Origin of the sequence: Romboutsia sp. BSD2780061687b_171204_C1 (assembly GCF_015560225.1) — a bacterium.
Lineage (GTDB): Bacteria > Bacillota > Clostridia > Peptostreptococcales > Peptostreptococcaceae > Romboutsia_C > Romboutsia_C hominis.
In genome coordinates, this window is sequence record NZ_JADMRK010000005.1 from 1 (window position 1) to 21,988 (window position 21,988).

Below are 21,988 nucleotides of genomic sequence, written 5' to 3' on the forward strand. Positions count from 1 at the left end.
TACCTGGTTGATAGGTCGAAGGTGTAAGTGCAGTAATGTATTTAGCTTATCGATACTAATAGGTCGAGGACTTGACCAAAAATCATTAACTAAATGATATACAGTTTTCAGAGTATTAACTCTAAAAGATAAAGATTATGTGGTTATTATAGCAAAGAGGATACACCTGTTCCCATACCGAACACAGAAGTTAAGCTCTTTAGCGCTGATGGTACTTGGGGGGCGACCTCCTGGGAGAGTAAGACGTAGCCACGTAATCTTTTTTTTATTTTATAAAATATTAGATATGTATAGATAGCTATTTAAGGCTATCTCTTTTTTATTTTATAAGTTTACTGTTATGATATTTAAAAAGGTTAAATAAATTAGATAAGTTATTAGCAAATTATTTAGCAGAAGTAAAAAACGGTAAGACAATAAGCACAAATTATGGTATGAAAAATTCACTTCAAATATGCTATTTTATGAAAAGATAGAAGGAATTATTTATATGGTAATAGGGGATTTTATGTTAGAGGCAGCAGTCAAAAATAAATAATCACTGTATTGGGATAAGTTATGTGATATAAGAAGTTGTAGTAATATATATGCTGATGGAGAATTATTCTATGAAAATGGAAAGTTTGTAGACTATATTTTATGTAAGTACGGATTATAAATAAAAATAAGTAGGGGGTTAGGTTATATACTAAGCCTCTTATTTTTTAATAAAATTTTATTTTGTTCTAATAAAGAATTGAGATAATTTAGATATTAAGTAATTTTAAATCCATAAAACAGTCAAAGTATTTAAACGTAAGGTATTTAAGTAAATTTTAGATAAATTAACAAGGTAGTGTAAGGATAAAATATTATATCAGATTATAGATTATATGCTAATATTATAGTATATAACAAAGACAAGGGGGACTGACTATGGGTATAATAGTAAGTTTATTAAACCAAGGTGTAGACGAAAAATTAATAAATGATGCAATAAAGTTTAAAGAATTCTATAAAATAGATGAGAATCTTAAACATAGGATATCAGATTCGACTAAGTATTTTTATGGAAAAGATATATGGAATATGGCTATATCAGCTATATTAGAGGGAGAAAACATACTATTATCTGGCCCAAAGGCGACAGGAAAAAATCTACTAGCAGATAATTTATCAGAGTTATTTGGAAGACCTCAGTGGAATACATCGTTCCATATAAATACAGATAGTACAACTTTAATAGGTACAGATACATTTATAGATAATGAAGTTAAGTTAAGAAGAGGCTCAGTATATGAATGTGCTATAAATGGGGGATTTGGTATATTTGATGAAATAAATATGGCTAAAAATGATGCAATTGCAGTACTACATTCAGCGTTAGATTATAGAAGAGTAATAGATGTACCTGGATATGAAAGAATAAATCTTCATGATGCAACGAGATTTATAGGAACTATGAATTATGAATATGCAGGGACAAAAGAATTAAATGAGGCACTAGTTTCTAGGTTTATGGTCATAGATATACCTGTTGTAGAAGAAGAAAAATTAATGCTAATATTAAAAAAAGAATTTGAGGATGCAGATGAAGAAAAATTAATCCAATTTGGAGGTATATTCTTAGACTTACAATTAAAATCACAAAATGGAGAAATATCTAGTAAATCAGTAGATTTGAGAGGATTAATAGGATCACTAAAAGCTATCAGAAGAGGATTAAAACCATCTTTAGCGGTTAATATGGGAGTAACAAGTAAAACATTTGATGTATATGAGAAAGAGATTGTAGGAGATATTATAAAGACTAGAATACCAGATAAATGGGAAACTAAAGATATATTTCCTAAAATAAATACATATTAAAGTAGGAAATAATTATGAAATGGGTATATGGGAATTATGAATTTGAAAATAGAATTAGCAATCTATCTTGGACTGTAGCAGGAGATTATAATGATGATATTCAAATATCTAAAAATGAATATTCATCTAAAGATATCGCCTTGTATTTTGCTACGATGGCAGGAGGAAGGCATAAATACATAGATTGGATCTTAGTAAAAAGATACTTATTAAGTAGAGCTAAAATGGGATATGATATTGATGTTATATCTGATTTATTGCATATAACATTAGATAGGTTAGTTGAAGAAAAGATTATAAAGGAAAGACCAGGTATTGAAGATATAAGATTAAGTGCTTACAAAGATATTTTATCAGGTTTTAGTAAAATACATAATGAAGAAATACTACAAAAAATAAAATACTTTTTAGTTTTAGAAAGGATGGGAAAACATCCAACTATAGACGGACTAAGTAGAAGGATAGTAAATAAAATAAATGAAATTAATCTTAATGAAAATATAGTTGAAATACTTAGGGGAATAGATGAAATTTATATAAATTATTTTAATGATACTTCAAATAAATATGATAATGAAAACTATGAAAATGAAAGAATAATAAATTCAAATATAGATTTTGACACATTTTCAGATTTTATGTATGAAGAACTTTATGATAATGAATACAGTAAAACTATAGAAAATCAAATAAGCGAGATATCATCATCTATGTTAATTGAAAGCTTAGGAGAAGTTGATATTAAAGGCTCAAAACATAGTTCTAACAATGTACTATATGTTGATGAGGAAACTTTAAATAAGATATATAAGAAAATAGAGCATTACTACGGGAAATCATATATAGGTGACTTAGAATTAAAAAAAATAGAAAGCAAATGTTGTAGAGGGGTTCATGAGGGATGTAGAGTACATTTTACAGATGGAGTATTAAGAAGTGAATGTAGTAATATAGCTCAGATAAAATATGCAACTAGACAAAAAGAAAATAATACTCGTAAATTTAGAGAAAACATAAAAATATATAAAAGGAATATATTAAAATTAAAGGAAACTCTATTGAGAATATTAATAGAAGAAAATGAGAAAAGTAGAGTTTATTGTGATAGTGGTACTATATATGCAAATAGGGCATGGAGAGCAACTAGAAGCAATAATAATAAAATTTTCTACAAAGATATTGAAAATGAGAAAGGTAGGTATGTAATAGATATACTTTTAGATTCTAGTGGGTCTCAAACTAGAAATCAAGCCAATGTAGCGATACAAGCATATATAATATCAACAGCTTTAACTAAGGCTGGTATACCAAATAGAGTTATGGGATTCTCAAGCCTTATGGATTACACTATATTAAAAAGATTTAGAGACTATGAAGATAAAATAACCAATAATGAGAACATATTTGAATATTTTTGTGCTGGAAATAATAGAGATGGACTAGCCATAAAATCTATTTGTGAAGGATTATTAGAAAGAGAAGAAGAAAATAAAATCTTAATTGTATTAAGTGATGGAAGACCGAATGACATAAAGATAGGTAAAGACAGGGAAAGAAGTATAAGAGGAGAAATGTCTTATAAAGGTATGATTGGAGCAAAAGATACTGCATCAGAAGTAAGAAAAGCTAGGCAAAAGGGAATAATGGTACTAGGAGTATTTACAGGAAAAGAAATAGATTTAGAAGTAGAAAAAATTATATATGGTAAAGACTTCATATATACTAAAGACATCCAGAGGTTTTCTGATGTGGTTTCCATGTATTTAAAAAAGATAATAAGAAATTAGAAAAATAAAAGGAATATTAAAATATATAGCGAATATAATTTAATATAGAAAAGTATATATTATAGGTTCTTAATATAAGATTAATAGGGAAAGAGGTTAAAATCCTCTACAGCCCCCGCTACTGTGATGCTGATGAAATTTCTAAAACCACTGTAATATTAGATTATGGGAAGGAGAAAGAGTAAAATGAAGCTAAGTCAGGAGACCTGCCTAATAATATTAAATGATTTCTTCGGGGATGGAGAATGTCTTTAAGCTACTTATATAGTTATTTATGTAGATAAAGTCTAATCCCTGTGGATTAGGCTTTTTTATTGTGAAAAGTTTAAAATTTTATATAAATGATATTAAGAAATATTTTAAATAGATGAAGTATATAAGATTAAGCTATGCAAGATAGTTTGCATTAAAAAGAGACTTGTAATGTATAAGTCTTAAAATTAATTTGCCTTAAGCCTAAATTTAATATAAATTTTATATCTAAAGCTTTATGCTTAAAAAGCCCTTATTACATTTAAGGGCTTATTTTTTTATGTAATGATCTTATATTAAGAATAAAAATGTAGATAATTCATATTGATAATACACATTAATTAGTATGAAAATGTAAAAATATTAAAAAATACATGAAGCCATAAGTGATATGAGCGAAGTAAATTTTTTATTTAACATAAATTGTTTACATGTGTAAAGACATATAATACAATTTATGTGTAAACATAATTTATCAGGGGGAGATTTAGTATATGTTAAAGTTAAAGAAGAGATTAATATTTACAGCAATAGTAGGGATTATGTCTTTAAGCATGATTGGATGTAGTAATGACTCAAAAGAAGGTAGCAAAAACATGAAAGGTGACGAAGAAAAATTTTCTGTAGGAATAGTGCTTGGAGAAGGTGGGGCTAATGACCAAAGCTTTAATCAATCATCATTAGAAGGATTAGAAAAGGCAAAATCAGAACTAGGTATAGATGGCTCATACTTGGAGTCAAACCAAGATGCAGATTATGCACCTAATATAGAAACCTTTATAGACCAAGAACGTGATGTAATTATAGGTGTTGGATATACAACAGCAGAATCAATGTTAAATGCAGCAAAACTTTATCCAGATAGACAGTTTGTCATAATTGATCATAATTATGAAGAAGAGGGACAAGAAATACCAGACAATATGATATGTATGACTTTTGATGAAAGAGAGGCAGCATATTTAGTAGGTATAATAGCATCTAAGATGAGTGAAACTAATAAAGTTGGATTTATAGGTGGTATGGAAATACCAAATATAACAAGATTTGAAGAGGGATTTAAAGCTGGGGTAAAGTCGGAAAATAAAGATGTAGAGTATTTATCTCAATATGCAAATTCCTTTGATGATGCTAGCTTAGGAAAGTCTATAGCTAATCAAATGTATAATAATAAAGTAGATGTAATATTCTCAGCTGCAGGTGGTGTTGGAACTGGTGCGATAGAGTCAGCTAAAGAAAAAGATAAGTATGCTATAGGAGTAGATATGGACCAAAATAATTTAGCTCCTGACAATGTAATAACTTCAGCTATGAAAAGAGTTGATATTGGTGTTTTTGATACAATATCAAAGATAAAAGAAGGAAAATTTGAAGGCGGAAAAGCTGTAGTTTATGGATTAAAAGAAGAGGCAGTTGGGATAGCACCAAGTACTGGTAAAAATGTACCTAAAGAAATAATTGATTATGTTAACAAAAAAGCAGAGGATATAATAGAAGGAAAATTAGAAGTAAAATAATACATAAGATATAAAATGGCTATTTAAAATAATAACTTGTAACTTAAGAAAGTATAAATTGCAAGGATTATTATTTTTAGATAGCCTATTTATTTTAAATAAAATACAAGAATAATATAAAGTATGGTATAGTATAATTTCATTTAATAAATAAATTATATTTTTATAATATCCATTTTAGAATAATTAGATTATGGAGATTATCAAAATATAGGACTGATTTAAAGTTTGAATAAATATTTATTATAGATTAAAATATAGTTATAGGAATAGCGACAGGAGGAAAATTATGAATTTAGATACATTAAATCCTGCCCAGAGAGAAGCTGTAGAAAAAACAGAAGGACCGGTACTTATACTAGCTGGAGCTGGGTCAGGGAAAACTAGAGTTTTAACAACGAGAATAGCACATCTTATAGAAGATAAAGGTGTACAAGCCCCAAATATATTAGCAATAACATTTACAAATAAAGCTGCTAATGAAATGAGAGAGAGAGTAGAGGAAACTTTAGGAACAGATACAAAGGAAATGTGGATAAGTACTTTCCACTCTTGCTGTGTGCGTATACTAAGAAAAGATATAAATAGAATCGGATACAATAGAAGTTTTGTTATATATGATAGTGCTGACCAAGTTACCTTAGTAAAGGACTGTTTAAAAGAGTTAAATTTAAGTGATAAAGTATTTGAACCTAAGGTAATAATAAGTACAATATCAGGGGCAAAAGATAAGCTGTATAGCCCATCACAATTTAAAGATATGCATAGACATGATAATAGAATGAGTAAGATTGCAGATGTATATGCACTATATCAAGATCGTTTAAAAAGAAATAGTGCTTTAGATTTTGATGATTTAATATATAAAACAGTAGAACTTTTAAAATCTGAAGAAGAAGTTTTAGAATTTTATAGAAGTAGATTTAAATATATAATGGTAGATGAGTATCAAGATACAAGTAAAGCTCAATATGAACTAATAAAATTATTAGCAAAGGAACATCAAAATATATGTGTTGTTGGAGATGATGACCAAAGTATATATGGATGGAGAGGTGCGGATATAAGAAATATACTTGAGTTTGAAAGAGACTATGATGATGTTCATGTTGTTAAGCTAGAACAAAACTATAGATCTACTCAAGTTATACTAGATGCAGCAAATACTGTTATATCTAATAATATAGAAAGAAAAAGAAAGAAACTTTGGAGTGAGAAAAAAGAAGGAGAGCTAATAAAGATACAACTATCTGAAAATGAAATAAATGAATCTGATTTTGTTGCAGATATGATAGCTAAAATAGCAAGAGAGCAAGGTAGAACTTATAAGGACTTTGCTGTACTTTATAGAGCTAATGCTCAGGCTCGTCCAGTAGAAGATGCACTTAATAGAAGCCAAATACCATATAATATATATGGTGGAACAAAATTCTATGAAAGAAAAGAAATAAAAGATTTACTAGCATATTTAAGGGTTATACAAAATCCTCAAGATGATATATCTTTAAAGAGGATAATAAACGTACCTAGAAGAGGTATAGGTCTTAGAACTATAGAAAAAATAGAAGATAGAGCTAGTTTAAAGCAAGAGAGTATGTACTCTGTACTAATAGATATAGATACAAATTCAGATATATCAACAAAAGCTAAAAATAGTATAAATGGATTTGTTGATACAGTAGGAACACTTAGAACTATAAAAGAAGTATATCCTGTAAGTAAGCTTATAGAGAAAGTATTAGAGACTACAGGATATATAGATGAGCTATCTAAGGACAAAAGTGAAGAAGCTCAAGATAGAATTGATAATCTAAAAGAGTTTATATCTATAGCATTAGAATTTGAGCAAAGTAGCGAAGAAAAAGATTTACAAACATTCTTAACAGGTGTTGCACTTTCATCTGAATCTAGTGAAGATGAAGAGATAGAAAAAGTATCATTAATGACTATACACACATCAAAAGGGCTAGAATTCCCTGTTGTATTCTTAATTGGTATGGAAGAGGGATTATTCCCAATATCTAGAGCTGTAAGGTCAATGAGTGAGTCAGATATAGAAGAAGAAAGAAGACTTTGCTATGTTGGTATAACAAGAGCAAAAGAAGTTCTTTATATGACATTAACTCAAAGAAGAACTTTATATGGAAAAACTAATCCATCAATAGCATCTAGATTTATGGAAGAATTACCAGAACAATGTATAGAGAAGCTTAACAAAGTAGAAAAAGAATTAACTTACTCAAAGGCTAATTATAATGTATTAGATAAGTACAAACAAAAATATATGAACACTATGAATAAGTCCACAGTTGCTAAAAAAGTAAATGCGACTATAAAAGATACTAAAAAAGAAACTGATATAGATGATATAAAGCTAGGAGCAAAGGTACATCATCCAAAATTTGGAGAAGGTACTGTTGTTGGTATGATGGGCTCTGATGTTACAATAGCATTTAAAGAACAAGGAATTAAAAAAATAAATAAAGAATACACAACATTAGATGTATTATAGTAAATAAAAAATAAAGGATATATTTATATATCCTTTATTTTTATTTAAATAATATATTTAAAAAGCTTAGGTTAACTATATAACACATTAGAACTCACTAAGTTAATGACAAATATAAATATAGTAAATCTTTATTTTAAAGATTAAAATACTCTGTTTAAGATTGGGAAAATTAGTATTATAATATATTTATAATGTAGAAATACATTAATTTACATTTACTAGGGAGGCTACAAAATGGAACAAAAGAGATTTGCTAAAGATTTAATAGATTTTATTTATAAAAGTCCAACATCATTTCAAGCAGTAGAAACATCTATAAAGCTTTTAGAGGATAATAACTTTAAAGAATTAAAATTAGATGATATATGGAACATAGAAGTAAATGGGAAGTATTATGTAACAAAGAATTCTTCTGCTATAATAGCCTTTGAGGTTAACTCTAATAACATAGAAAAAGAAGGATTTAGAATAGTAGGTTCTCATACTGACTCACCTACATTTAGAATAAAGCCAAATGCTGAAATGTGTTCTGAAGGTACATACTTAAAATTAAATACTGAATGCTATGGTGGACCAATATTAAATACTTGGTTAGATAGACCTTTAGCCATAGCTGGAAGGGTTGTATTAAAGGGAGAAAGTATATTAAATCCAGTAGAAAAAATGGTAAATATAAATAAACCAATATGTATCATACCAAATATAGCTATTCATTTAAATAGAGGAGTAAATGATGGATATGCACTAAATAAACAAAAGGATATGTTACCTTTAGTAGGTCTTATAAACGAAAGTTTAGAAAAAGATAACTTCTTAATAAATGAAATAAGTAAGTCACTAGGTATAAATAAGGAAGAAATATTAGACTTTGATTTATTCTTATATGAATATGAAAAAGGTTCTTTAATGGGTCCTAATGAGGAGTTTATATCAACAAGCAGATTAGATAATTTATCAATGGCACATGCTAGTTTACATGCACTTATAAATGCTAATGGTAAAAATGGTGTAAATTTAGTAGCTGTATTTGATAATGAAGAAGTAGGAAGTTCTACTAAACAAGGTGCAGATTCTAATATGTTATTAAACATACTAGAAAGAATATGTATATCTTTAGGTAAATCAAGAGAAGAATTCTTTACAGCATTATATTCTTCATTTATTATATCAGCTGATTTAGCACATGCAGTGCATCCAAACTTAGGAGAAAAGCATGACCCAACAAACAAACCAGTAATGGGTAAAGGACCAGTTATAAAGATAAATGCAAATCAAGCATATACAAGTGATGCCAGCTCAATATCTATATACAAAGCTATATGCAAAGAAGCTAACGTTAAGTATCAAGAATTTGTAAATAGATCAGATGAAAGAGGAGGAAGTACTATAGGGCCAATTTCATCAACACATATAGATATACCATCTGTTGATGTAGGTTCACCAATACTTGCAATGCACTCTATAAGAGAATTAGGAAGTGTAAAAGATCATTATAGTATATATAAGACATTTAATAAATTTTATGAAATATAAATAGGAGATGAGACAGATGAAAATAGGATTATGCCTTTCTGGAGGAGGAGCTAAAGGAGCTTATCAAGCAGGAGTTATAAAGGCTCTTTATGACAGAGGGTTAGATTTTAGTGCAATATCGGGAACATCTATAGGAGCAATTAATGGATATTATATATTCACAGGAAATGTTGAAAAGTTAGAGGATATGTGGACAAATATAGAAATAGATCCTGCAAACGATATCAAAATAATAGATAATACTGTGGATAATTCTTATGTGATAGAAGGATTAAAAACTTTAGAAGTAAGTAAAGAAGCGGAAATAGACTTTTATGTTAATTATATAGAAATAAAAAATAAAAATCTAAATGAAAAGGTAATGAATATAAAAGATGTAGATAAGTCTAAAGCTTTAGAAAGTATTAAGTATAGTTCTTTATTACCATGTAACCCAAAAGCAACTTTACCGCTAGGACAGCAGTTTATGAAAGATGTAAGTGAAGGGCTATATGATGGATTTAATCTTGATGGAGGATTAGTTAATAATACATTAATACAGCCATTAGTAGAACAAGACTTAGATAAAATAATAATAATAGATACACATACAGAATATGAACTACCTGCAGAAATAAGCGATAAATTTGGTAAAGACAATATTTTTATAATAAAGCCTAAAAAACCTTTTGAAAAAAATGCTACATTAAGATTTGAAAAAGAATTTTGTAAAAAAATATACAATGAAGGATATGAAATAGGAAAGAATTTTTCTATGCACATATAAAATAGTTCTTTTTAGAGTAAATATTAAAATATGAACATTTCTATGTAAATATATAGAATTGTATCAAAAACATTGAATAAACTGCTAAATATTAGTATAATATAAAAGTTCCTTAAAAAGAATATAAATTATGGAGTTGATATAAATAATGGCAACTAAGAGAATAGCAGTTTTAGGTGGGCCTAGATGTGGTAAAACTACACTAATACAACACCTATACGTTGAAATGAAAATAGCAGGATTAAATGTAGGATATGCTTTAGAATACTCAACTGATTATTTAAAAGATAAGGGTATGATAGAGACTATATCTGAACAATACGGAATATACTTAGGGCAAAAGAGAATAGAAGATGAGTTATCAACATTTGATTATGCTCTAACAGACTATGCTACTTTCGTACCTTACATATATGGAAGATTTATGTTAGGAAATAAGGAAAGAAGTAAAAAAGAAATACAAATACTTAAAGATTTATACTGTCTAGCAATAGAAGATATACAAAACTATGACACTATAATATATGTGCCACGAGAGTTTGGATATGTGCAAGATGGTGTAAGATGGCAAGATGAAGAAATCGCTCTTAAAATAGATGAAGCTATATTAAGTTTCTTAAAAGCTGAGAATGTAAACTTTGTAGAAGTTAAAGGCTCTACAAAAGAAAGAGCTAAGCAAATATTAGAGTTATTAGATATAAAATATCAAGATACTCCACAATTAGATGGAGAAGAAAAATAAGCTACTATTATATAGTAGCTTATTTTACTTATACAAAAATAATTACTTTATAATTCAAATATGTAGAGAATTATTTCAAAGTTAGTATATAATAATAAATAGAAAATACATAAAGATAAGAAGAAAGGAATTAAAAAAATGGAAACTAAAAACCCAATAGTAACTATAGAAATGGAAAATGGAAAGAAAATAGTAGCTGAATTATATCCCAATATAGCTCCTAACACAGTTAAAAACTTTGTAACACTAGTAAACCAAGGATTCTACAACGGAGTAGGGTTCCACAGAGTAATAGAAGGATTTATGATACAAGGTGGATGCCCTAATGGAAATGGAATGGGTGGACCAGGATATTCTATAAAGGGAGAATTCAGAGGAAATGGATTCACTAATAACTTAAAGCATGAAGCTGGAGTATTATCTATGGCTAGAACTATGGCTCCAAACTCAGCTGGATCACAATTTTTCATAATGCATAAAAATTCTCCACATTTAGATGGACAATATGCTGCATTTGGTAGAGTAATAGAAGGAATGGACGTTGTTAATGAAATAGCTACAACTGCGACAGATAGAGCTGACAAGCCTAAGACTCCTCAAATTATGAAGTCTGTAACAGTGGAGACATTTGGAAAAGATTATTCAGATGTTGAAAAATGCTAGTTAGTTTCTAAAAGGTAAAAAATAACTATTTACAATCTAACTAAATTATTTTAAAATATTATAAGGTTTAATCCTAACCGAAACACACAAAACACACAAAATACAGAAATTAAACCATTTTATTAATCTACATTATTTATAAGTAGACGATTTAAATTTATAACATATGAAAAAGGAGCTAATCTATATTAAAGATAGCTCCTTTTTCTATATATTAAATATATTATAGTAAACAAAAAAGTATTTATAAAAGATTATAAAATCATTATAAATACTTTTTATTTATTATTATAAATTATTCTTAATAGCAGAAGTTAAATTTGGAACTAATTGTTTCTTTCTAGAAACTACACCCTCAGCAAATACTCCTTGATGAGCTTCAACATTAAATGCTTCAGATATTACTTTATCTTCAGCTTTGTATATTAGGTAAGAACCTTCTTTTATTATGTCAGTTATAGCAAGAACTAACATATCGTAATCAGTAGAGTTTATATAAGATAAAAATTCATCTTTTTTATCAAATATAGAATCTATATCTAAAGTGAATACTTGACCTATACCAACTCTTTTTCCACTCATATCAAATTCTTTAAAGTCCATATTAACTATTTCTTCTATGCTGTATTCATCTAGTGAAGTACCAGCTTTAAACATATCCATAGCATAGCTTTCCATATCAACATCAGCTATTTTACTTAATTCCTCACAAGCTAACTTATCTTTTTCTGTAGTAGTTGGAGATTTAAATAATAATGTATCTGATAATATAGCAGATAATAAAAGTCCAGCTATATGTTTTGGAACCTCAACATTATTTTCTTTAAACATGTTGTAAATTATAGTACAAGTACATCCAACAGGCATTACTCTAAATGATATAGGTACATCTGTAGTTATACCACCTATTTTATGGTGGTCAATTATTTCTACTATATTAGCATTTTCTATGCCATCTGCACTTTGAGCGTATTCATTGTGATCAACTAAAACTACATTTTTATTAGTTAAATCATCTATATTTAATATTTGAGGAGCTTCAACATTGAAGTGATTTAAAGCGTATTGAGCTTCTTTTCTTACCTCCCCTAAAGCATAAGCAGTAGCTTCTTCACCTAATTGATTTTTTAGGTAAGCTAACGAAATTGAAGAGCATATAGAATCTGTATCTGGATTTTTATGCCCGAAAACTAATAATGTCATACAAAAAACTCCTTTCGCAAAATTATGTATTAATTTAAAAAATAAACCTCTATATAAGAGAATAAAACACTATATCTATAATTAATAGTACTAAAATTTAATATACATTATAAATATATTTGTTAATAACAAAGATATTATATCAAAATAACTAAAAAAATTGTTCAAAAAATAAAAAATTTAAAAAAGTATATTATATTATTGCCAATTTTAGTAATAGCAATAACAAATAGTGTATTACTATGAAAATATATAGTATATTGAAATATTATTAAAATAAGTAAATTAAAAATTACTATAATAATATTTGATCTAATGTAAAAATGCAAAAATAAATAGTTTGATTAAAAATTAACTATTGTAATTAAATGAATTTTAAATACTTAAAGTAAGATTTTAAAATAAATTTAAACTTATAAATAAAGATGTAGAAAATTAAAATAAATTATAAAAACGATTTCATAAAACAAATAAGATAAAAATTTAACAAAAAATATTGACAGTTTTATCTATGTGATGTATTATCTAAACATAGATAGTTTGTTAAATAACTAACACAGTTTTATATAAATTGCCTGGGAGGAAAGCATAATGACTAAAGATTTAAAAAAAGTTAAAAATGTAAAAGAAAAGCAAGAAATAACTGTAGAAAGTATGATAAACGATTTAGTAACAAAAGGAAATAAGGCTAAAGAGGAAATGTTAAAATTAGACCAAGAAGCGGTAGACAAGATAGTAAAAGCTATGGCTAAGGCTGGTCTTGATAAGCATATAGAACTTGCACAAATGGCAGTAGAAGAAACTGAAAGAGGAATATTTGAAGATAAAGTAACTAAAAATATATTCGCTACAGAATATGTTTATAATAGTATAAAATATACAAAAACTGTTGGTGTAGTAGAAGAAAATGATGAAGAAAACTACATGATGGTTGCGGAACCAATAGGAGTTATAGCAGGTGTTACACCTGTTACTAATCCAACTTCAACAACAATGTTCAAATCATTAATAGCTATAAAAGGAAGAAATCCAATAATATTTAGCTTCCATCCATCAGCTCAAAAATGTTCAGCAGAAGCTGCTAGAATTTTAAGAGATGCAGCTATAGAAGCTGGAGCTCCAGAAAATTGTATACAATGGATAGAAGAACCATCATTAGAAGCATCAAGTGCTTTAATGAAAAATAACAAAGTAGCATTAATATTAGCTACTGGTGGACCTGGAATGGTTAAGGCAGCTTACTCTTCAGGTAAACCAGCCTTAGGGGTTGGGGCAGGAAACGTACCTTGTTTTATAGAAAAATCAGCAGATATAAAACAAGCCGTTAACGATTTAATATTATCAAAAACATTTGACAATGGAATGATATGTGCTTCAGAGCAAGCAGTTATAATAGAAGAGCCAATATACAATGAAGTAGTAGATATAATGAAGGGATACAATTGCTACTTTGTAAACAAAAAAGAAAGAGAATTATTAGAAAAAACAGTTATAAATCCAGAAACTAAAACATTAAATCCTAATATAGTTGGGCAAAGTCCTTATAAGATAGCTCAAATGGCAGGATTTGAAGTACCTAAAGATGCTAAAATGTTAGTAGCTGAAATAGAAGGTGTAGGTATGGATTACCCATTATCAAAAGAAAAGTTAAGTCCTGTACTTGCTTGCTTAAAAGTTAAAAATGCTGAAGAAGGAATACAAAGATGTGTAGAAATGACTGAATTTGGTGGATTAGGTCACTCAGCGGTTATACATTCAGAAAATGATGACATAATACTAAAATTTAGCGAGAAAGTAAGAACAGGAAGATTATTAGTAAATGCGCCATCTACTTTCGGAGCAATAGGAGATGTATATAACGTGAATACACCATCATTAACACTAGGATGTGGATCTATGGGTAATAACTCAACTACAGATAATGTATCAGCGGTAAATTTAATAAACCTTAAGAAAGTTACTAAGAGAAGAGTAAATATGCAATGGTTTAAAGTACCTGAAAGAATATATCATGAAGTTGGATCTATACAATACTTAGAAAAACTACCACAAGTTGAGAGAGTAATGATAGTTACTGATAGAATGATGGTTCAATTAGGATATGTTGAAAAATTACAATATCATTTAAGAAAAAGAAGAAGCCCAGTTATGATAGAAGTATTTGCTGATGTAGAGCCAGATCCATCTGTTGATACAGTGTTAAATGGTGCTGATGCTATGAGAAAGTTCAAGCCAGATACTATAATAGCTTTAGGTGGAGGATCTGCAATGGATGCTGCTAAAGGTATGTGGTTATTCTACGAAAATCCGGAAGCAGACTTTGAAGATTTAAGACTTAAGTTTATGGATATAAGAAAGAGAATATATAAATTCCCTAAATTAGGAAGACAAGCTAAGATGGTGGCTATACCAACTACTTCAGGAACTGGTTCAGAAGTTACTTCTTTCGCAGTTATAACTGATAAAGTTAATAATATTAAATATCCTTTAGCTGACTATGAGTTAACTCCAGATGTAGCTATAATAGATCCTACATTTGTAATGTCTGTGCCAGCAGCTGTTACTGCAGATACAGGATTAGACGTATTAACTCATGCTATAGAAGCTTATGTTTCTGTAATGGCAACTGATTATACAGATGCTTTAGCTATGAAAGCTATACAAATGGTATTTGAATATCTACCAAAATCATATAAAGGAGCAAATACTCAAGAAGGTAAAGAAGCTAGAGAAAAAATGCACAATGCATCTTGTATGGCAGGGATGGCATTTGCCAATGCATTCTTAGGAATTAACCATTCATTAGCTCATAAGTTAGGATCAGAATTCCATATACCTCATGGTAGAGCAAATGCTATATTATTACCATACGTAATAGAGTACAATGCATCTATGCCAACTAAGTTTGCTGCATTCCCAAGATACAAATCTTTTGTAGCAGATAAGAAATATGCTGAGATAGCTAAGATGTTAGGATTAAAAGCTAACACTACAGAAGAAGGAGTTAAGAGCTTAGTAGAAGCTATAAGAAACTTAATGAGAGAATTAAATATGCCAATGACTATAAGAGAATGTGGTATAGAAGAAAAAATATATATGGGAGCTATAGAAAAGTTAGCATTAGATGCTTTTGATGACCAATGTACTCCAGCTAACCCAAGACAACCATTAGTATCAGAGTTAGTAGAAATATATAAGACAATATATGGAGATAAGAAAACTAAGTAAATAGTTCAAAAATTAAGAAAGTATATTGAACATTAAAATATAAAATAAAGAGGGGCCTTATTAAGGCTCCCTCTTTATTTTATAGACTTGTACATAACAACTTTTTCATATTCATTTTTTATGCTTATTATAGAATTAGAGATATTAATTTCAAAATTGGCAAAAGCAGAGAATAAATCAATGTCTCTCATTAAATGCATAGTAATAATATCGCTCTCTTTGTTTAATCTTAATATAATAGACCTAACAAATGGAAACTGTACTCTTGAATTAAAGAAATTTGAATCTTCTAGTTTAATATCTAAGCTGCGATAGTTTAAGTCTATAAATAAGTCTAAATCATTTTCTTCTTCCCTTATGACTCTGTATTCAAAGTCTGTATCTAAGTTTAATTTACCGAAAATTACCATTTTACAACCTCTTCTACCGAAAGTTTTTTTATATATTATACATTATAGAATGATAGCTAACTATACATTTGTAAAATGTTTTGAAAAATAAAAAGCCTTCGTTGGGGGAACGAAGACTTAATTTGGGGGAGATTGAGTTAAATATTTAATTTTATATTACTATTATGGACAGATAACTTTAATCTATACATAAATTTATAAAATATTTTTAAATCTATCTCTTCTTGTTTATAAACTTAGGTCCAAGGTATTTTCTTATATCGTCATCAGATGAAAAATCATCTATAAGAATTTCTCTACCACTTTCTTCTAGCACAACTAGAACTTCACAGTCACCTTGTAAGAAGAACTTTCTAACTGTTTCTTCTCTAACTTCCCTAACTTTAGTTATATTTTTCTTTTGTTTTTCATAATCCTTTGTATAATAACTATCCATCATGTTTATTATTTTTGTATATCTAGTCATGATTACCTCCTGTATGTTAAATTGAATATTTATTTCTTAAGTAAATATTTTTCTTCACTTAACTAATTCGTATCACACTAATAAAAAGTGTGATATAATAAGTTTTTGTATTAACCTAATAATTATAACAAGGAGTAATAATAATGGCTAGTATAAATAGAAATGATATTTTAAATTGTATAAATTATTGTAAGGAAAATGAGCTGTTTGATAAGTTAAATGATACTTACAAATCACTACCAAGTGGAGATTGTACTGGCTGTGGTAATTGTTGTATGGAATCAGTAGGTATAAATTTAATTGAATTTATTAATATATATAGCTACTTATTAGACAAAGATGAATTAAGAAAGACAAGTTTAAGTAAAATTATAGACTACTATTTTTTAGAATTTACTAAAAAGAGTGCGTGTCCATTTAAAGATGAAAATAACAGATGTTTAATATATGAAGTGAGGCCACTAAATTGTAGAATTTTTGGTCATTGGAAAAAAGAGGATTATAATAAAAATTTATCAAATATAACTAAAAGGAATAGAGAATATAGTGATCTTATGAAATCAAAGTATGGATTTGATATAAGTGAAAAAGTTGTTAATTACAAAATAAAATACTGTGAGGATTTTAAACCCCAAAATGGATATTTAGATAAATCGACTAGATTAAGTTTTGCAGATGAGCTAATGATACTAGATTCTAAGTTATATTCTAAAGGTATTATAGATATAGATTTTAAAGATAGAGGTATAGTTGAATATTTTATAGAAGCTTTATTAAAAGATGATACTGCTTACAATATAAAAATAAGATTATCAAAAGATGAAGAGGTAAGAGAGATAGCATTAAAAAGATTAAAAAAGATACTATTATAATTAGGTGATTAAATGGAGCTTAAAAAAATAAAAGGAAACACATTTTATATAAAGGGTGGAACTAACACTGGTGTTTATATTTTTGATGATAATAAAGCTTTGATAATAGATCCCGGGTTAGCTGGTTCAAGACCTAAGAGAATTATAAATATGTTAGAAGAAAAAAATATCAAGGTAAATTTTATAATAAATACACATGAACATGATGATCATTATGGAGCGTGTAACCAATTTAAAGAGTATTATAATGATATTTGTATATTATCATCAGATGAAGCTAAATTATATATAGAAAAGCCTTATCTATTTGGCAAATATATAATGGGTGGTAAATATAATAGATTTTTTGTGGATAAATTAAAAAATAAATCATTAGATGAAATAAAAGTAGATAAAATAGCAAAAGAAGGAAGTCTGTTATTAAATAATGAAGAATTTGAAATAATAGATTTAAAGGGACATACTGAAGGAAGCATAGGAATATTAACTAAAGATAAAGTTTTATTTACTGGAGACCTTCTAATAGGCTTAGATATGCTTAAAAAGTATGATTTCTTATTTTTGTATGATATAAAGAAAGAAATAGACTCAATAATGAAATTAAAAGAAATAGATTTTGATTATTTAGTCTTAGGGCATAGTAAAGAAGTAATAAGTAAAAAAGATTCTAAGTTTATAACAGAAATGCATTTAAATGCTATTGATAAGTACTTAAATAAAGTAAGAGAAGATTTAAATGTACCAATAACGTTAGAAGAATTATTAAAAAAAATTATAATAGATAATAATTTAAAGTGCAATTATAAAGAATATCATTTTTTTAAGTCATCTTTAGTTTCGATGATAAGCTATTTAGCTGATTTAGATGAAATAGACTATATATTAAATGATGGAGAATTGCTTTATTGTACCAAAAAAAAATAAATTATGCTAAAATAGATATGTTAAAAAAGACTCAAAATAAGATAAAGGGTGAGTACGATGGAATTTGAAAAATGGGATGAAATACTAACACCTTATGACCATGCAGTAGAAGAATTAAAAGTTAAGTTTAAGAATATAAGAAAAGAATTCTTAGCAAAAGGAGAATACTGTCCTATAGAGTTTGTAACAGGAAGGACTAAAAAAATAGCTTCTATAATATCTAAATCAAAGCGCCTAGGAATTGAAGATATAGAGGGTGAGATGGAAGATATTGCAGGTATAAGAATAATGTGTAAGTTTGTAGAAGATATATATACAGTAGTTGAACTTATACAAAATAGATGTGATATGAGTATAGTATATGCAAAAGATTATATAAAAAACTTTAAGGATAGTGGATACAGAAGTTATCATGTTATAATAAAATATCCTATAAATACGATAGCAGGTTCAAAAGAAATATTGTGTGAAATCCAAATAAGAACTTTAGCTATGAACTTTTGGGCAACTATAGAACATTCTTTAAAATATAAATATGAACATTACATACCAGAGGAATTAGCAGTTAGATTAAGAAGAGCATCTGATGCAGCATTCCTATTAGATCAAGAAATGAGCGAGATAAGAGAAGATATAATGAAAGCTCAAGTTATGTGCCAGGTAAAATCAGTTACAGTAAGAGATGTACTTAGTAAGATTCAAGAATTATATAATCTAGGAGAAACACATAAAGCGCTTATATATCAAAGAAGGCTAGATAAAATAGATAATGAACAAGATATAGAAGAAATATTACATCTTCAAAGTGAGGTAGATAATTTATTAGAATTTTACAATAACAATAATAAAGTTAGATAGAGGTTATCCATATTCATGGATAACTTTCTTTATATAATAGTATAGTAATTGAATTTAAATTTAAACTATAGGTATTAATATAGAATATATAAGAAAAGCTACATAAGAAAGGAAAAAAGACATGAACTTATATGCAATAGGAGATTTACACTTTTCAACATCAGTAAATAAGCCTATGGATGTTTTTGGAAAGAATTGGATAGGTCATGAGGAAAAGTTAATAGAAGACTGGAAAGAGAAAGTAAGTGATGAAGATTTAGTATTAGTATTAGGAGATACTTCTTGGGGAATAAATCTAGACGAAGCAAGAAGTGATTTAGATATAATAGATAATTTGCCGGGGAAAAAGATATTTATAAAAGGCAATCATGATTATTGGTGGACTACTGTAACAGCATTAAATAAGCAGTATGATAATATGAACTTTTTACAAACTAATTTCTATGAATACAAAGATTATGCTATTTGTGGAGGAAGAGGATGGATATGTCCGAATGATTTTAAGTTTGATGAAAATGACGCTAAAATATATAAGAGAGAAGAAAATAGGATAAGAATATCTTTAGAAGCTGCTAAGAAGAAAGGACATACTAAATTTATAGTTATCACTCACTATCCTCCTACTAATGATAAACTTGAAGAATCGTTATTCACTAAATTATATGAAGAATATAAAGTTGAAAAAGTTATATATGGACACTTGCACGGAAAAGAATCATTTAAAATGGGATTAAGAGGTGTAAGAAATGGAATTGAATATATATTAGCATCTTGTGATTACACTGATTTTAAATTAATAAAAATATTAGATTAATAATCTTAAAATTGTAAATACTATTATATATGGTTAAAATATGAAAATTGGGGGATTTTTGTTTAAATATACAAAAGAAGGAGATGTTAATGATGAGATGGATATTAGTATTCTTATTTTTGTATCTTATCCCCTTGATAATATTATTTAGAAATTATAAAAATTTGAGAAGATCGTACATATATAGTAGTATTTATGTTGTATTAGTTACAATGATAGTAGCAACAAATCTTTATATGAGTGGATTAAATAAAATCAGAGAAGCTATATATTATTACAGTTATGTTAATGATGAGCCATACGAATATAAGGATAATGTAGGCAAAGAAGAGAATATTGATGAAATTTATAAAGTAGATAAGCAAGACAGTGAAGTGTATGAAAGTAAAGGAGATAAATCAAATGAAGTAGCACTAGAATCAAAAGAAGTAGAATTAAATCAGGATAAAGAAGTAGAAGTTATTAAAAAAACTGATAAAGAAATAATTAGTGATTTCAAAAAAGAAATTTACAATATAGAAAGAAAAGCATTAATTCCTATGAGGGATTGTATTCCTTATACAAAAAATATATCTGAGAGTATAAAAAAATTACCGACTATAGAAAATGACTTAAAATATGCCAGCAAAAAATGTAAAGAAGTTATAGAACTTTATGAAAGTATGGATATACCTAGTCTTTCAGATGAACAATATACTACAATACTAAGCAATGCAAGAGATGATGTTAAAAAGGCTTATGAGCTAAGAGAAAAGGCTATGAACGAGTCTATAAACTTAGTAGAAAGTAAGAATCCAAAATATATTGGAAAAATAACAGAGTATTTAAGCTTATCTGATGAGCACATAGCAAATTTTAAGGATAGAATAGATAAGCTAAGTCTAAATATAAAATAACAAAAGCTTATCTTTTATGATAAGCTTTAAATATACTATAATGCATAAATTTTGATTTATAATATAACATATGATATAATTTTCGATTATAACGTTAATCAGGGAGGTATGTATGGGAAGATTAAATATATGTATAGATATAGATGGAACTATAACAAGTCCATATCATTTTATTCCGTACTTAAATGAGATATATAATAAAAATATAAAAGAAGAAGAATGTGTAACTTATAACTGGGAACAATTATATGGTGATACCATGGATGAAATATTAAATAAATTCCATAGTAGCTGTATGCATTCTTATGAAGAAGCAGAAATAGTAGAATATGCTAAGGACGTTATAGAAAAGTGGTTAGCTAATAGCCACAACTTATATTTTGTAACGGCAAGAGATAAAAGTCTTACAGAGATAACTACAAGATGGTTAAACGATAAAGGATTTTCTGATATAGATGTTCACTTATTAGGTAGTCACGATAAAATAGCTAAAGCTAAAGAATTAGAATGCAATATATTTATAGAAGACAATCCATCAAATGCAATGCAACTTGCAAGTGAAGGTATGAAAATACTACTAATAAATACCAACTACAATCAAGGTGTAGAACATGATAATATAACAAGAGTAGACACTTGGAAAGACATAGATAAATTCATAGAATTGTACAAGTAAACATAGCAATACTATAGG

Annotated in this window: 18 protein-coding genes, 2 rRNA genes and 1 riboswitch; of the genes, 17 read left to right on the plus strand and 3 right to left on the minus strand. The window is 27.6% G+C overall.

Annotated elements, in window-relative coordinates:
- The 10 genes from I2H23_RS10380 to I2H23_RS10425 form a co-directional block, all read left to right on the plus strand.
- Positions 1-79 (plus strand): 23S ribosomal RNA (locus I2H23_RS10380); the annotation flags it as partial.
- Between the two features lie 59 nt (positions 80-138).
- Positions 139-255, plus strand: a 5S ribosomal RNA gene (gene rrf / locus I2H23_RS10385).
- 660 nt (positions 256-915) lie between these two features.
- Entirely contained in the window at positions 916-1,848 is a 933-nt protein-coding gene (locus tag I2H23_RS10390; protein ID WP_195581615.1) for an AAA family ATPase, read from the plus strand.
- A 14-nt stretch (positions 1,849-1,862) separates the two neighbouring features.
- Positions 1,863-3,635: a nitric oxide reductase activation-like protein gene (locus I2H23_RS10395; RefSeq protein WP_092923330.1), complete on the plus strand. Its 1,773-nt coding sequence runs from the start codon at positions 1,863-1,865 to the stop codon at positions 3,633-3,635.
- Between the two features lie 47 nt (positions 3,636-3,682).
- Positions 3,683-3,863: riboswitch (cobalamin riboswitch) on the plus strand.
- A gap of 518 nt (positions 3,864-4,381) precedes the next feature.
- A complete protein-coding gene (locus I2H23_RS10400) occupies positions 4,382-5,404 on the plus strand; it encodes a BMP family lipoprotein (RefSeq protein ID WP_092923332.1) in 1,023 nt (340 codons plus the stop codon).
- A gap of 289 nt (positions 5,405-5,693) precedes the next feature.
- Positions 5,694-7,916: an ATP-dependent helicase gene (locus I2H23_RS10405; RefSeq protein WP_092923335.1), complete on the plus strand. Its 2,223-nt coding sequence runs from the start codon at positions 5,694-5,696 to the stop codon at positions 7,914-7,916.
- 237 nt (positions 7,917-8,153) lie between these two features.
- Entirely contained in the window at positions 8,154-9,452 is a 1,299-nt protein-coding gene (locus I2H23_RS10410; protein ID WP_166506042.1) for a M18 family aminopeptidase, read from the plus strand.
- 16 nt (positions 9,453-9,468) lie between these two features.
- Positions 9,469-10,218, plus strand: coding sequence for a patatin-like phospholipase family protein (locus tag I2H23_RS10415; RefSeq protein ID WP_166506041.1), 750 nt, complete (start codon positions 9,469-9,471; stop codon positions 10,216-10,218).
- A 148-nt stretch (positions 10,219-10,366) separates the two neighbouring features.
- On the plus strand, positions 10,367-10,960 hold the full coding sequence (locus I2H23_RS10420) for an AAA family ATPase (RefSeq protein ID WP_092923344.1): 594 nt from the start codon (positions 10,367-10,369) through the stop codon (positions 10,958-10,960).
- A 138-nt stretch (positions 10,961-11,098) separates the two neighbouring features.
- Positions 11,099-11,623 carry a peptidylprolyl isomerase gene (locus tag I2H23_RS10425; protein ID WP_092923347.1) on the plus strand — a complete coding sequence of 175 codons (525 nt, stop codon included), beginning with the start codon at positions 11,099-11,101 and terminating at the stop codon, positions 11,621-11,623.
- 288 nt (positions 11,624-11,911) lie between these two features.
- On the opposite strand, the gene I2H23_RS10430 is transcribed toward I2H23_RS10425, so the two are convergent.
- Positions 11,912-12,826, minus strand: a complete 915-nt coding sequence (locus tag I2H23_RS10430; RefSeq protein ID WP_166506040.1) for a manganese-dependent inorganic pyrophosphatase — start codon at positions 12,824-12,826, stop codon at positions 11,912-11,914.
- A gap of 591 nt (positions 12,827-13,417) precedes the next feature.
- Between I2H23_RS10430 and adhE the strand changes: the two genes are divergently transcribed.
- Positions 13,418-16,054 carry a bifunctional acetaldehyde-CoA/alcohol dehydrogenase gene (adhE, locus tag I2H23_RS10435; protein WP_195581616.1) on the plus strand — a complete coding sequence of 879 codons (2,637 nt, stop codon included), beginning with the start codon at positions 13,418-13,420 and terminating at the stop codon, positions 16,052-16,054.
- A gap of 74 nt (positions 16,055-16,128) precedes the next feature.
- Here the strand turns inward: adhE and I2H23_RS10440 are convergent, their stop codons facing one another.
- Both I2H23_RS10440 and I2H23_RS10445 read right to left on the minus strand, forming a co-directional pair.
- On the minus strand, positions 16,129-16,464 hold the full coding sequence (locus I2H23_RS10440) for a hypothetical protein (protein WP_195581617.1): 336 nt from the start codon (positions 16,462-16,464) through the stop codon (positions 16,129-16,131).
- A 214-nt stretch (positions 16,465-16,678) separates the two neighbouring features.
- Positions 16,679-16,930, minus strand: coding sequence for a hypothetical protein (locus I2H23_RS10445; protein ID WP_092923359.1), 252 nt, complete (start codon positions 16,928-16,930; stop codon positions 16,679-16,681).
- Positions 16,931-17,073: 143 nt separating this feature from the next.
- Between I2H23_RS10445 and I2H23_RS10450 the strand changes: the two genes are divergently transcribed.
- From I2H23_RS10450 to I2H23_RS10475, 6 genes are all read left to right on the plus strand, one after another.
- Positions 17,074-17,802: a YkgJ family cysteine cluster protein gene (locus I2H23_RS10450; RefSeq protein ID WP_092923362.1), complete on the plus strand. Its 729-nt coding sequence runs from the start codon at positions 17,074-17,076 to the stop codon at positions 17,800-17,802.
- 12 nt (positions 17,803-17,814) lie between these two features.
- Positions 17,815-18,726 carry an MBL fold metallo-hydrolase gene (locus I2H23_RS10455; RefSeq protein WP_092923365.1) on the plus strand — a complete coding sequence of 304 codons (912 nt, stop codon included), beginning with the start codon at positions 17,815-17,817 and terminating at the stop codon, positions 18,724-18,726.
- Between the two features lie 57 nt (positions 18,727-18,783).
- Complete coding sequence (locus tag I2H23_RS10460; RefSeq protein WP_092923368.1) at positions 18,784-19,584, plus strand: GTP pyrophosphokinase; 801 nt, start codon at positions 18,784-18,786, stop codon at positions 19,582-19,584.
- A 121-nt stretch (positions 19,585-19,705) separates the two neighbouring features.
- On the plus strand, positions 19,706-20,398 hold the full coding sequence (locus I2H23_RS10465) for a metallophosphoesterase (protein WP_092923369.1): 693 nt from the start codon (positions 19,706-19,708) through the stop codon (positions 20,396-20,398).
- Between the two features lie 92 nt (positions 20,399-20,490).
- Positions 20,491-21,294, plus strand: coding sequence for a hypothetical protein (locus I2H23_RS10470; protein WP_092923371.1), 804 nt, complete (start codon positions 20,491-20,493; stop codon positions 21,292-21,294).
- A 112-nt stretch (positions 21,295-21,406) separates the two neighbouring features.
- Positions 21,407-21,970 (plus strand): 5' nucleotidase, NT5C type, encoded by a 564-nt coding sequence (locus I2H23_RS10475; RefSeq protein WP_092923372.1) that lies wholly within the window; start codon positions 21,407-21,409, stop codon positions 21,968-21,970.
- The last annotated feature ends 18 nt before the right edge of the window (positions 21,971-21,988 follow it).

What these genes read in the sequence shown, in the direction of transcription:
- I2H23_RS10425 (WP_092923347.1), top strand. Translation starts at nt 11,099, where the DNA reads ATGGAAACTAAAAACCCAATAGTAACTATAGAAATGGAAAATGGAAAG.
- I2H23_RS10420 (WP_092923344.1), top strand. Translation starts at nt 10,367, where the DNA reads ATGGCAACTAAGAGAATAGCAGTTTTAGGTGGGCCTAGATGTGGTAAA.
- I2H23_RS10460 (WP_092923368.1), top strand. Translation starts at nt 18,784, where the DNA reads ATGGAATTTGAAAAATGGGATGAAATACTAACACCTTATGACCATGCA.
- I2H23_RS10400 (WP_092923332.1), top strand. Translation starts at nt 4,382, where the DNA reads ATGTTAAAGTTAAAGAAGAGATTAATATTTACAGCAATAGTAGGGATT.
- I2H23_RS10395 (WP_092923330.1), top strand. Translation starts at nt 1,863, where the DNA reads ATGAAATGGGTATATGGGAATTATGAATTTGAAAATAGAATTAGCAAT.
- I2H23_RS10475 (WP_092923372.1), top strand. Translation starts at nt 21,407, where the DNA reads ATGGGAAGATTAAATATATGTATAGATATAGATGGAACTATAACAAGT.
- I2H23_RS10405 (WP_092923335.1), top strand. Translation starts at nt 5,694, where the DNA reads ATGAATTTAGATACATTAAATCCTGCCCAGAGAGAAGCTGTAGAAAAA.
- I2H23_RS10410 (WP_166506042.1), top strand. Translation starts at nt 8,154, where the DNA reads ATGGAACAAAAGAGATTTGCTAAAGATTTAATAGATTTTATTTATAAA.
- I2H23_RS10465 (WP_092923369.1), top strand. Translation starts at nt 19,706, where the DNA reads ATGAACTTATATGCAATAGGAGATTTACACTTTTCAACATCAGTAAAT.
- I2H23_RS10430 (WP_166506040.1), bottom strand. Translation starts at nt 12,826, where the DNA reads ATGACATTATTAGTTTTCGGGCATAAAAATCCAGATACAGATTCTATA.
- I2H23_RS10390 (WP_195581615.1), top strand. Translation starts at nt 916, where the DNA reads ATGGGTATAATAGTAAGTTTATTAAACCAAGGTGTAGACGAAAAATTA.
- adhE (WP_195581616.1), top strand. Translation starts at nt 13,418, where the DNA reads ATGACTAAAGATTTAAAAAAAGTTAAAAATGTAAAAGAAAAGCAAGAA.
- I2H23_RS10455 (WP_092923365.1), top strand. Translation starts at nt 17,815, where the DNA reads ATGGAGCTTAAAAAAATAAAAGGAAACACATTTTATATAAAGGGTGGA.
- I2H23_RS10415 (WP_166506041.1), top strand. Translation starts at nt 9,469, where the DNA reads ATGAAAATAGGATTATGCCTTTCTGGAGGAGGAGCTAAAGGAGCTTAT.
- I2H23_RS10470 (WP_092923371.1), top strand. Translation starts at nt 20,491, where the DNA reads ATGAGATGGATATTAGTATTCTTATTTTTGTATCTTATCCCCTTGATA.
- I2H23_RS10450 (WP_092923362.1), top strand. Translation starts at nt 17,074, where the DNA reads ATGGCTAGTATAAATAGAAATGATATTTTAAATTGTATAAATTATTGT.
- I2H23_RS10440 (WP_195581617.1), bottom strand. Translation starts at nt 16,464, where the DNA reads ATGGTAATTTTCGGTAAATTAAACTTAGATACAGACTTTGAATACAGA.
- I2H23_RS10445 (WP_092923359.1), bottom strand. Translation starts at nt 16,930, where the DNA reads ATGACTAGATATACAAAAATAATAAACATGATGGATAGTTATTATACA.